General features: G+C 39.2%; 12 protein-coding genes. 2 read left to right on the forward strand and 10 right to left on the reverse strand.

Going from position 1 to position 11,864, the window contains the following annotated elements:
- Position 1 precedes the first annotated feature (1 nt).
- The 10 genes from pilV (F902_RS04140) to ispH all read right to left on the reverse strand — a co-directional run bounded on the left by pilV (F902_RS04140) (position 2) and on the right by ispH (position 10,774).
- Complete coding sequence (gene pilV / locus F902_RS04140) at positions 2-490, reverse strand: type IV pilus modification protein PilV (protein WP_005201312.1); 489 nt, start codon at positions 488-490, stop codon at positions 2-4.
- On the reverse strand, positions 487-1,134 hold the full coding sequence (locus F902_RS04145) for a GspH/FimT family pseudopilin (RefSeq protein WP_005201313.1): 648 nt from the start codon (positions 1,132-1,134) through the stop codon (positions 487-489). Before F902_RS04145 ends, pilV (F902_RS04140) begins: the two co-directional genes overlap by 4 nt.
- 375 nt (positions 1,135-1,509) lie before the next feature.
- The gene (locus F902_RS04150) at positions 1,510-1,971 is read right to left on the reverse strand and encodes a type IV pilin protein (protein ID WP_005201314.1); all 462 of its coding nucleotides are present in this window, start codon (positions 1,969-1,971) and stop codon (positions 1,510-1,512) included.
- Positions 1,958-2,485, reverse strand: a complete 528-nt coding sequence (locus F902_RS04155) for a type IV pilin protein (protein WP_005201315.1) — start codon at positions 2,483-2,485, stop codon at positions 1,958-1,960. Before F902_RS04155 ends, F902_RS04150 begins: the two co-directional genes overlap by 14 nt.
- A 14-nt stretch (positions 2,486-2,499) precedes the next feature.
- Complete coding sequence (locus F902_RS04160; protein WP_005201316.1) at positions 2,500-6,777, reverse strand: PilC/PilY family type IV pilus protein; 4,278 nt, start codon at positions 6,775-6,777, stop codon at positions 2,500-2,502.
- Positions 6,778-6,791: 14 nt separating this feature from the next.
- Positions 6,792-7,595 (reverse strand): pilus assembly PilX family protein, encoded by an 804-nt coding sequence (locus F902_RS04165; protein WP_005201317.1) that lies wholly within the window; start codon positions 7,593-7,595, stop codon positions 6,792-6,794.
- Positions 7,595-8,581, reverse strand: coding sequence for a PilW family protein (locus F902_RS04170; RefSeq protein ID WP_005201318.1), 987 nt, complete (start codon positions 8,579-8,581; stop codon positions 7,595-7,597). The genes F902_RS04165 and F902_RS04170 overlap by 1 nt, the downstream gene beginning before the upstream one ends.
- Before the next feature lies 1 nt (position 8,582).
- The gene (pilV, locus tag F902_RS04175; RefSeq protein WP_005201319.1) at positions 8,583-9,149 is read right to left on the reverse strand and encodes a type IV pilus modification protein PilV; all 567 of its coding nucleotides are present in this window, start codon (positions 9,147-9,149) and stop codon (positions 8,583-8,585) included.
- Complete coding sequence (locus tag F902_RS04180) at positions 9,150-9,683, reverse strand: pilus assembly FimT family protein (RefSeq protein ID WP_005201320.1); 534 nt, start codon at positions 9,681-9,683, stop codon at positions 9,150-9,152. It abuts the gene before it with no gap.
- 140 nt (positions 9,684-9,823) lie between these two features.
- The gene (gene ispH / locus F902_RS04185) at positions 9,824-10,774 is read right to left on the reverse strand and encodes a 4-hydroxy-3-methylbut-2-enyl diphosphate reductase (RefSeq protein WP_005201321.1); all 951 of its coding nucleotides are present in this window, start codon (positions 10,772-10,774) and stop codon (positions 9,824-9,826) included.
- 103 nt (positions 10,775-10,877) lie between these two features.
- Between ispH and gmk the strand changes: the two genes are divergently transcribed.
- Positions 10,878-11,501, forward strand: coding sequence for a guanylate kinase (gmk, locus tag F902_RS04190; RefSeq protein WP_004803956.1), 624 nt, complete (start codon positions 10,878-10,880; stop codon positions 11,499-11,501).
- A gap of 70 nt (positions 11,502-11,571) precedes the next feature.
- Positions 11,572-11,850 (forward strand): DNA-directed RNA polymerase subunit omega, encoded by a 279-nt coding sequence (rpoZ, locus tag F902_RS04195; RefSeq protein WP_004803954.1) that lies wholly within the window; start codon positions 11,572-11,574, stop codon positions 11,848-11,850.
- Positions 11,851-11,864: the final 14 nt, after the last annotated feature.

Here is an 11,864-nt window from a genome sequence, read left to right on the forward strand (position 1 = left end):
TTCAATATGCCTCCAAGAATAGACAATGTGATCCAGAAACATAAGCACCATCTTTAATACATGCTGCGATGCCTTGATCACCTGCTAAATTAGTCTGATCCCACGCGACATAAATACATTGTCGATTATTTCCTGTTGGGCACTGATCGACGGCAAGGTTCATCCCATTATTTTTTGCTTCCAGTGCTGCATTCTGTAAATCTTGTAGGGCAATTTTTTCAGGTTTATCTGCTACAGTTGAAACATCAGTTTTAGGAACTTCCACCGCTTTAACCTTATATTTTCCAGCACGAGTGGCTTGTGGATTCGCTCTCATACGTTCTGCAAGATCCCGTGCGATGGTGGTTGCCAAGACCTGCTTATTCGCCTCAAAACTGGAATCAATTGCTCTTAACTGCAAAGCAGCAAAACCCAATACACTGATTGCCAATAAAACCAGAGCAACCAATACTTCCACCAGCCCGACACCTTTCTGTTTTTGAATATTCATGTGCAAGCTCCCTCTTTGATTGTGGTATCGCCAATCACCCCGACCTGAATACAGTAAGCAAGATTTTTCCGTTCTAAAATAAAATTCTTTTGTGCAGCAAGGCTGCCATTTCGTCTAAAGCTAAGATTGGTCGAGGAGCTATTAGCACTGGTCACACCATGATCTAAACGTGCAATAAAGATTCGTTGTGTTTCTGCTTTTGGAATGGCGATGGCTGTAGCACAATCGTCGTCGGATAAAGAGGCTAAACAGACTCCTGTACTTTGTCGTAACAAAACAGCTTGACTACGAGCTTCTGAAATTTTCATCACCAGTTCACGTGCTGAAGACTCAAGCTTTTGTCGGCTATACATGGTTGCAAATGAAGGAGCTGCCATTAAAACAATGATGGCTAAAACAGCGATCGTGATAATGAGCTCAACCAACGTAAATCCTGAGATAGGAAACTGTCGAGTATTACTCGATCCTATCGCAAGACGAGAAGCTAGGCTTCGAGTACGAAGATGAACAAAGCTATGCTTTGTCTGAGCGCAAGATGGAGAGCTACGCTCGAAGTTGAACGGCTGAAGTTGGACAACACTCGACCCTATCATAAGACGAGAAGCTGTAGCGCGAGACTGTAAGTCATTATGTGCTTGTTGCATACAGTCCTCCATATGCACAAATCTTTTTTTGTTTTAACGAGCATTTTGATTAATTTTTTATTAAGCATTGATTTTACAAATTATTTTTATAAAACCCTTACAGGTCTTTAATTTTAAATCAGTAAAATCAAATCGTTATATTAATAAAATGAACGTTATTTTCGTGATTGTTTTCATGTTTAATACCAATTTCCGTCTAAAATGCACTTAAATCCACCTTTAAGAGATAAAAGGTAGGTAAGGACAGATAAATGATAAATGAGTCACATTCATTAATTATTGTTGTTAAAAATATTAAATAGTTCACAAAATCAACTGCCATAAAAAAAAGCAAACACTGAGGTTTGCTTTTTTTATAATAATCAGGAAAAGAAATCAGCGACCATCCCAGTTAGTTGTTGCTGATGGAGTACATGCAGAGCCACCGTTCTTATCACTACCTTTGGTCCAGCATCGATGTCCTTGATTGTTTAAAACCACATGGCCATCTCCAGTTTGCCCATTTGCAGGCGTAGCTGTAAGCGTCCAACTTCCAGCTGTAACATTTGACAATGCTAAATTGTATAGAGTTGGTCCCGATTGCGGGCTTAAACCATTGTGATGTATGGTACTCAGTGTAATTGCCGCATTAGTTGGCGTCATAAAAGTAGAGTTTATTGCTTTATATCGCTGCAAACTAGCAGCGATCTCTAACATTTCACTTTCTACTGCTACGCGTTTCGTTTTAGAGATATATTGTTGATATGATGGATAAGCAATCGCAACTAAAATGCCAATTACAACAACCACAATCATCATTTCAGCAAGTGTAAATCCAATTTCTTTACCATGTTTCACTGTTTACTCCACAAGGATTTGCTGACGCCAATTTTGTACTGGTGAGAACTTCTGCCTCAATTAATTTATCTTTTGTCTTACAGCGAATACCTCCGCTTGTTAACAGATAATTATAATTTTGATCCTGCAAACCATTACATGTTGTACAACCTGATCCATAATTTATTGCAGAATTAGCCTCTGCTAACATTACCCATCCCTGCCCTAAAGCACTTGTGTCATTTAATGCAACACTAGGTACAATCGAGTCTCTTACATAAATCGTATAGTTCTTACGTGGCCCTGTAGTGTTGACAGGCACTGCAATTGACGTTGTTGCAAAACCTCTATAATTTAAATTCCGTGCTTTGTGCTGCTCTAACAACGTTGCTAAACGCTGTATCTCATGTTCTGCTTGAGATGCAGCACCACGTCTAGCAAATTGCTGATAGCCAGGTATGACCATAGCAGCAAATATAGCAATAATGACCAATACCACTAACAATTCAATCAAGGTAAAACCCTTATTTTTCATAAAAGCCACCTTTATTAACGCTCGTACCAGCGCTGAGAAACAAATTTTGTCTTCCCTGTATACTTTCTTGGAGTTTTGTCTGGTGTTAAGTTAAGAACCATCGAACGATCCCGATTTATTCCCCCAAAACTAATACCAACATTCCCTTTACCCAAGAAATTCTCATCAGCACCACCACCAGGGCCTGAACCTGAACCGTTATCAGCCGGTTTACAATCACCATCACCATAAGGCAAACAGAATTGTTTAGAATTACTTTCACCCCGTACCCCACCTTTACAATCTGTTGCTGTAAGATCTACTGCAGAGTCAAAAATACTGACATATAAATCACCATCAATTGCAACTGATTCATTTAAAATACGCTTTTTAGTTCCAACGGGATAATACCAACCACCATTGCTCGACTCTGTTTTTGTAGTTCCATTTGTATTTTTAACCAAATTATTTCCAGTAGTTGCTCCTGGTTTAACATTTTGAGTATATAGTTCAGTGGTTTGCAATACAGATAGATTACGGCGAGTTACATCCTTATCAAATATTGTATAAACACCATCATCATTATTTGTATCAGCAGACATTGGGAAGCTTAAATTTCCTGATGAGATGCTCACCGCAGCAAACAAACCATTAACAGAGCGATGAATCGTAAATGTTGGTGCATTATAAAAACGAGGTACTTTTGTTGCTCCTGACATATCTAATATGCGGACAGCGCGAGTTGCAAAATTTTCACCACTATCACCAGTAGCCACACCAGCTTTCGCAGATGCATTTAAATCAATACGCCAGACTTGCCCACCTAAATCACCAAAATACAAATGATCAACAAGACCATCGCTGTTACGATCAACTGTTTTAATATTACTTACCACGCTACGCTTCATATCTGCCGCATAGGTTTTTTTAGTATCTGTATTTGTTGAACCTGCATTGGCACTTGCCCACCATAACAAGCTACCATCATTCGCATCAAACATATAAACCCCAGCGCCTTGATCGATATAGCTTGATGAAGGTGTATAGTCAGCTGAGCTCTCATAAATTGAGTCATAACCACCACCAACAAACATCACTAATTTACGCTTACCTTGCCAATTTACCCATGCAATACTTGGTTTAGACCAGCTTTGTCCCATACAACCTAGGCCATTGGTGACACCACATGTGCCAGTAGGATTTATACGAAATTTAAGCTTAGGAGTTCCACTCGTTGATGTTACATCTGAAAGATCTAAAGAATAATAACTCTTACCTCCCATACGCAAACCACCATACAGCCATTGTTTACCACCATTCGCACTGGCAACACTGACAACTGGCTGATTGGTTTTTTCACCAGATTTTGTGGCATATTCTGTATAGGCGGTCCATTGCCCATCTATTCCATAATGTAGCGTTGCACTTGGGTCATCTTGTTGACCAATAAAACTCTCTGCTTGTCTATCTATCATTTCACTTGGTACAAAGCTGAAAACTTCTTTACCAGCATCACTATCTGTTGCACTTTTGCCAGCACGAACAACATGCAACACACCTTGAGTTGTACCAAACGCAATTAAATCATCACGATCATCATAGCTAATCGTATCTGTATCCTCATCGTATTTGGTTGTTCCTTTTTGTGTAATGAGGATCGGTTTAGAGTGCATCACAGCACCCATTTGACGAAGTGTCGCATTAGTATTATTTAGAAAATCGTTAAATGCTGTATTTACTTGATCCGTAATCGATGCGGCAACATCGCTACTTACATCATAACCAAATAACGCAGCAACATAACCACGCTTACTGTCCACATTAAAGTTATTATCAGGATTATTGGTTTTTAGATCTACAGTTTTGATCTGTATTAGATCACCATCCGTGATTGGTTGGGCAACATATGTTGTATTGTCGACCGCCAAACTCAGCTTCCGATCAGTAAAAATTTTTCTTTCAGTCGTTACCGGATCTGTACCTGTTGTTGTAGTTGAACCTAATAATAACCGGCTTAATGCTCCACCCACTCGAACACGTATTGTTTCTTCTTCGTCGATTCCGTTGACTTGCCTAACTTTAGTAATTTCTCGCATGATGTTTTGATCTGCCCAATAATCATTTGGGTTATCCACGCTCTGGCCCTTATCTGTACCAGAAGTGATCATGACATCTGCACCATCTTGATCTTTTAAAGTATTACTTACAACTTGATATTTCTTTAAGTTTCCAACCCAAGTAGTAACTTTTATGTCTGGACGTGGATCAAATTGTGGGAAATAGCCCCATGGTTGAATATTTTGAGTATCCAAGTTATCTACTGGAATAGTCACTGAGCCAGTGGTGACTGGTGGAATATATTTTTGCAACTTTCTCAAAAATCTTTTTACACTGTCAACAACATCTTGTGCACTTTGTCCTGGATACCATCCACCTTGTCCCACTTCCCCCCATTTTTTTGCATTTTCAACATCAGAGTTACTTGACGTAGTTCCACTAAAATCAGAACCGAAACCGACAACAGCTGTTTTAATTGAAACACCAGCAGGATTATTGGCAGGATTTAGAAGTGCCTTTGCGTAATTACCAATGCACCCCCAAGAATTGCCCGTTGAAACCAACTGATTTGTACTACAGCTAAAACTATTTGGAGACAAAGTACTCGACATGAAGTTTGTGTAATTACCAGGGTTATTATAATAATTTGGTTCACCATCCGTTAAGAAATAAATTCCTTGGGTATTACATTGTTTGCTGCGCGTTACGCGACTCGGCGCCAAATATGTATTCCCATCTTGGATAGCAGTTAATCCGTTTGAACTACTAAAACCACTACTGGTTAAATTTTTAGTTGTTTTCCCCATCATATAAGCAGCAGCTTCAGCATATGCATAAGCTGTTGGCGTATTCCCCCCTGCTGTTAGTGCATTTACGGCATCAATCATTCGATAACGATGAGTACTTGTTGCTGTTCCAGTATAAATGGTAGTTCTTGTATCTGCCCGTGTCCCAGAAGTAGTATCTGTACGTATTTGACGCGCTGTCACTGTTTGAGCAGTCTGAGTTCGTGTTTGGGTTTCACTATAGCTTTGTGTCTCTGTTCTTGTATTTGTATTAGTTCGGGTATGTGTTTCAGTTCTTGTTTGTGTTTGTGTCTTGCCATTTGTTACAGGTGTAGGATTACTATTTGAAACTGTCGAAGGATTATAGGTAGATGATGAGGCACTACCATTAGTAATTACTTCATTGAATGTAGAGTTTGTATCGGTATCTAATACTGATGTAGGATTACTAGGTGTCCATGTTGCTGATGGTGGGGTTGCATTTTGGGATCCACCAGATTGAGTGGCTATCCCAGTAATCGCTCCATTAACTAAAGTGACCGACGAATTATCATAAGTAATTTGTGACAAAGTTTTATTGGTCGCGACCCATGTCGCACAATTTATATTGTTTGTTTGCCATTCAGTACACATTTCTATTACAGAGGAAAGTACTAAAGCACCTCCATTATTAATAAAGTTACTGCAGGCTCCACCTCCAGTCCAGCTTCCTGTGGTACTTGCACCAGTATTTATAGGCGTACCATAGCCAGACCAACTTGACCAGGCATTATTCCATGCAGTTCCTGTTAAAGACCAACCAGACCAATTACTTGGAGTTGTCCAATTAGACCAAGATCCACTATCTACCCAACCAGACCAATTACCAAGCGCCCAAGTAGTGGGGAAATTCGGCCAAGTTCCATTTGTATTTTGAGTACGAGTTCTCGTGTTAATACGACTTTCAGATTGTGTAATAGTTTGTGTAGATGTTCTTGTCTGCGTCCTACCTCGGTTTCGCGTTTCAGACCGTTGTTGTGGAGTAACCGTGTCTTGCGTCGCTGTGGTAGAACAACTTACAGGTTGAGCCAAACGTTCAACTTGTCTATAGGTTTGTCTAGTCCCACCTAAAGTCACAGGAGTATTCAGAGGTAAAGCTTCTAATTTAATACGACCACTTACACTACTAAACTCAGAAAGTCCTGTTGCCAAATTATCAGGTAAGCGTGTTGTTGTTGCATCACCTTTGAGAAGCTTTAACATCCCGTCCTTTAAACGATCAATACGCTTTTGTGATGTTCCATCATAAGAACCACTATCCCCCATACTTCCTGAGACATCCAACATAAACATCAGTGTTGTTTCAGATGTTTGTGGTGCCTTGTATAATTCGACATCACTGGCCTGAGTAGATACAGCAATACTGGTTGCCATGGTCATTGCAGCTGCTTGACAAGCAACGACTAATTTTTTTAGTTTCATAATTTTCATTGCGTTATCCCCAATTAACTGCTTTTGGTGGCATAGCTCACCACCGCATAATCCATCACTTGTTGACTATAAGGCACACCAATTTTTTCAAAACAATCTGTGACTGTTTCTGAACCAGAATATTCAATCGACTTTTCATTGGTGTAATCTTTAAAACATTTATTAATTTCTGTTGTATTCGAAGACCATGAACTTCCACCCGTTGCCATACCTGGAATAATTGTTGTCACGACTACTCTTACAGGTTGAATATTATCGAGCTGTACTGTTGAAGAATCTGTACCAATTGGATAAAACTTAAATGGAACATCACTGTTGATGCTACTTTTCTTAACTGCAATCTGTGAAATCATGACATCACGACCACTACTAAAATCATTGGTGGTGTACTGACAAAAACCTGTTACACCCAATTCATCATTCTTAATTTGCGTAATTTTTTTTGTATTATCACTCGGATCAGTCACTTCTTCCCATGACACAATACTGGCATTTTTTAAATCAAAGACATTTTTTTGTGTTTTCGGACGATAACAAAAAACTAATTCTTTGGTTAGAAAATTATCAGACTTCACCATCCCCAACATTCCCAAAGAACTTAAGTTTTTTTGCAAAATACTATTATTTTTATTGTCTTGCTCTATCGCAAAAAATACCGCATCAGCTGTTTGCTGCATGAGATTTCTGGCTTGACTATTTGTCGCAATGTTCAGACCGACAATACTTTGTTTAACAGCAAACGTGCCTATAATTGTCATCAGTAATAAGATGAAGAGTACCGTTATAAGCGTTGCGCCTCGTTGGTCAAAAATACGCATTACAGACTCTCCATTAACCCATAACCATTACGTAATGCTACCGTTTGAGTAATCACCTCTCGGATATACCTTTTTGCTTTAGCATCATCTTTTAATGTGACTTTTTGATCTAAAATTTGAAATTTATCGGGAATTTCCTGATTACTAGGCACCGTCTCTACTCCACGCATCAATATACCTAGCTGTACAGACATGATTCTTGGACGAGAAGTTCCATCTTTCACCAAAGTATTACTATCTCCCATATAGTCTTTCACTGACATATATTTGAACGTATCAGTCGTATTATCTTTGACTCCCAATAAAATATGGAAATGATCTACTCGACGCATAATCACCTCACCAGTGCCGCCATAACTGCTTATGGCTGTTGGAAGCTCAGCGGTTTCCAATAAAGTTTTATAGTGACCCGCATCACAGACCAACGCTAAATCATCTCCATCTTGTCTTAAAAAATAGCGTTGGATAATAAAGATACCTTTTTCAATCTCTTCTTGAGAAACTTTACGCCCCTCACAATCCATTGAACCAGGCACAATGGCTTTATATTGAATAACTAACTGATCACTTTTGTATTCTTGAATATTACTTGCACCAGACCAACTTGCTTGACCATCGCCCTGAGTGAGTAACGCAATTTTTGTGGTATTTTCATCAGTTAGGTGAAAAGGTAAATTTGCAGATTGTGTTTTCTGATCATCAGCAGATAATGATGTATAACTTTTTAAACTTGTCAGTACAATTCCACTATATAAGTTACGATCATTAAGAATAGCTAGATTCGCATCTAAATTCGCCATCCGAACGTCTTTAGTAATATAATTTAGTCCGAAGTTGCCATTATCTTGAAGTTCAGATAGCGTTTTCTGCAAATTATAATTAATGGAACCCGAAACAAATAATTGAAATCCCGCTGCAACAATAATTAGCCCAAGAGCCAATGCGACGATCAGTTCGATCAAAGTCATACCTAATTGTTTATTCATTTTAGTAGGCCTCCAATACGATGCATTTTGTATTCGAGCCATAATTACCATTCGTCGTACAATCATTACTACCTGTACCATCTTTTGGATTAGTTTCATCCCAAGCTACATAAATACAGTAACGATTCCTTTGTATCCCAGTACCCGCACATTGATTCACACCAATCTTCATCCCTTTTTGATAAGCGTTATAAAGGGCTTGTTTTGCATCTTCAGCTGCAAATTTTTCACTATCACAAGCAGTAGCATTGGAAAAACATGCTGAATAGCTATAAGAGCTCAAATTTTCTTTACCGCTAAATGCTCTCACATACGCCTTATAAACTTCTTTCTCACCTTGCTCGTCCGTACCTTCAATTTCTTTCGTCAAACCATCTTGGTTCGCCCGAATACGCTCAGCAATATCTTTTGCTAAACTCATCGCCTGAATACGCTTAGATGCTTCGATTGAGGAATCCAATGCTTTGACTTGTAATAAAGCAAAACCTAAAATACCAATAGCCAGCAATAAAAGTGCTACAAGCACCTCAACCAACCCCATTCCTTGTTGATGATGTTCTACTTGCATTTATGAACACTCCTGGCCTTGCTTAGATCCACTTTTTGCAGTCACTTTTCCTAAAGGGGTTATTTCTACATAATTCGTTGTAACCCCATTGGAAACTACAATCTGAATAGCTGAGAGCGTTAAATCTTCTCGTTGATTATGACCATCGTCATCCGTAAAATTACGAGAAAGTTGAGCACTTCCATCTGTTAAAAATACTAATCTATCAATCCCCTCGATTGCCTCTCCATCCCATGCATTACTTTCACAGCTAAACTGTAAGTACGATATTTGCTGATCACCAGGAACGGACCAGTACAAAGTTTGTGGAGTCGAATTTCCAGCTTCACCAAGATTTACAGTTACTCTATGCCGATGTAAAACTGCATCATAACGAGCTTGGATTAATGTTTTTTCAAGGTCTTTTGTTGAATACTCAATTTTTTGTTTTGCTCTTACTTTTTGAAAATTAGGCATAGCAATGGACGCAACAATCGCCAGTACCACCATTGTCACCATCAATTCAATTAAGGTGAACCCCTGACTTTTCCCCATCGCCCCTGCACCTAATTATTAAAATTCACTACTCTATATTAAATTTTATTTTTACAGAACCAATACAAAGCAGATAAGCACCAAAAAAAAACGGATGGAGTGTCATCCATCCGTTTCCATTTCACATTTTTCTAATAAAATTAGGCCTGTATCACTTGGATACGCAACTCTTTTGGTAGACTAAAGGTAATATTTTCCTCACGTCCTTGTAGTTCTTTTGGTGGCGTAGCACCCCAATCTTGTAAACGCTGAATCACTTGTTTAATTAAAATTTCTGGAGCTGATGCACCTGCAGTGACACCAATTTTACTCTCTGCTTTAAACCAATCTTTTTCAAGTTGATCCGCATTATCGACCAAATAAGCAGACTTACCCATACGCTCAGCCAACTCACGTAAACGATTCGAATTTGATGAGTTTGGTGAACCGACCACAAGAACCACATCACATTGTTCAGCTAGATCACGCACTGCATCCTGACGGTTTTGGGTGGCATAGCAAATATCATCTTTACGCGGGCCTTGAATTTTTGGAAATTTAGTTCGAAGTGCATCAATCACTTTAGCCGTGTCATCAATTGAAAGCGTGGTTTGCGTGACAAAAGCGACTTTATCAGGATGTCTTACCATTAAAGCTTCAACATCCTGTTCATCTTCAACCAGATAAATCTCACCACCTCTAGATTTATCATATTGCCCCATCGTACCTTCCACTTCTGGGTGACCTTCATGTCCAATCAGGATGGCTTCAGTCCCTTCGCGTGCATATTTGGTCACTTCAATATGAACTTTAGTCACTAATGGGCAGGTCGCATCAAATACTTTTAAACCACGGCGATCGGCTTCTTGTTGTACTGCTTTCGATACGCCGTGTGCACTAAAAATCACAATGGAATCATCAGGAACCTGATCTAATTCATCGACGAATACAGCACCACGCTGACGTAAATCATCAACCACAAATTTGTTGTGCACCACTTCATGGCGTACATAAATAGGTGGATTAAAACATTCCAGTGCTCGATTGACGATTGCTATAGCACGGTCAACTCCAGCACAAAAGCCTCGTGGATTGGCCAACACGATTTCCATAACATCCTCTCTCATGATCTGAATTTTTACACCAAACTATTTCGTTTAATGGCACGCTACACTACAATAGCCAAGATATTTTATCATATTCAGGAAAAATATCATGTCGGGTCTCTTGTTTGTCGTTTCTGCAGCCTCAGGAACAGGCAAAACATCTTTGGTCAAAGCCCTACTCGATCGAGTCAGCAACTTACACGTTTCTGTCTCACACACTACCCGCGGTCAACGCCCTGGTGAACTTGATGGTGTTCACTACCATTTTACCAATAAAGAAAGCTTTTTAGCACAAGTTAATGAGGGCGGCTTCATCGAATATGCAGAAGTATTCGGAAATTATTATGGTACATCACAAGCCAAGGTCAAAGAACAACTACTACAAGGTCATGATGTTCTACTCGAAATTGACTGGCAAGGTGCTGAACAGGTTCGTCGACTTTTTCCTGAATCAAAACAAATCTTTATTCTCCCTCCAACACAATATGATTTAAGACAACGTCTTTCAAATCGTGGTACAGATTCTGTTGATGTCATTGAACATCGTTTAAGTTGTGCCGTTGAAGATATGCGTCATTTTGCCAGTTTTGACTATGTCATTATTAATGATGATTTCAATAAAGCGGTACATGATTTAGAAGCAATTATCGCTGCAAATCGTTTGGTTACTTTGCAACAAAGTGTGCGTCATCAACAATTAATCGAAAACTTGCTTACCCTTGATCGTGAATAACTTGAGTCTGGACTAAAAGCCTTTTATACTACTCAGTCTTTTCAAATGTAATGTTCAAACGAGACAACTTATGGCACGTGTAACCGTTGAAGATTGTTTAGACCATGTAGATAACCGCTTCGAGTTGGTCCTGGTGGCGAGTAAACGTGCACGTCAATTAGCACGTCAAGGTATGGAACCCACTGTAGAATGGGACAATGATAAGCCAACAGTGGTTGCACTGCGTGAAATTGCAATTGGTCATGTGACTAAAGAAATTTTAAAACAACGCGATCAAGACTACCAAACATCAAACCTTGATATGGTACTGTCTACAAATTCACTAAACTTAGAAGGTTTCACTTTCTAAATCGAATTTGTTAT

The organism is Acinetobacter higginsii (assembly GCF_000369525.1).
Taxonomy (GTDB): domain Bacteria; phylum Pseudomonadota; class Gammaproteobacteria; order Pseudomonadales; family Moraxellaceae; genus Acinetobacter; species Acinetobacter higginsii.

Bases quoted from the DNA above. Each gene is read 5' to 3' on its own strand.
- F902_RS04165 (WP_005201317.1), bottom strand. From the start codon at position 7,595: ATGCGTATTTTTGACCAACGAGGCGCAACGCTTATAACGGTACTCTTC.
- F902_RS04145 (WP_005201313.1), bottom strand. From the start codon at position 1,134: ATGCAACAAGCACATAATGACTTACAGTCTCGCGCTACAGCTTCTCGT.
- F902_RS04155 (WP_005201315.1), bottom strand. From the start codon at position 2,485: ATGAAAAATAAGGGTTTTACCTTGATTGAATTGTTAGTGGTATTGGTC.
- rpoZ (WP_004803954.1), top strand. From the start codon at position 11,572: ATGGCACGTGTAACCGTTGAAGATTGTTTAGACCATGTAGATAACCGC.
- pilV (WP_005201319.1), bottom strand. From the start codon at position 9,149: ATGCAAGTAGAACATCATCAACAAGGAATGGGGTTGGTTGAGGTGCTT.
- gmk (WP_004803956.1), top strand. From the start codon at position 10,878: ATGTCGGGTCTCTTGTTTGTCGTTTCTGCAGCCTCAGGAACAGGCAAA.
- ispH (WP_005201321.1), bottom strand. From the start codon at position 10,774: ATGGAAATCGTGTTGGCCAATCCACGAGGCTTTTGTGCTGGAGTTGAC.
- pilV (WP_005201312.1), bottom strand. From the start codon at position 490: ATGAATATTCAAAAACAGAAAGGTGTCGGGCTGGTGGAAGTATTGGTT.
- F902_RS04160 (WP_005201316.1), bottom strand. From the start codon at position 6,777: ATGAAAATTATGAAACTAAAAAAATTAGTCGTTGCTTGTCAAGCAGCT.
- F902_RS04170 (WP_005201318.1), bottom strand. From the start codon at position 8,581: ATGAATAAACAATTAGGTATGACTTTGATCGAACTGATCGTCGCATTG.
- F902_RS04180 (WP_005201320.1), bottom strand. From the start codon at position 9,683: ATGGGGAAAAGTCAGGGGTTCACCTTAATTGAATTGATGGTGACAATG.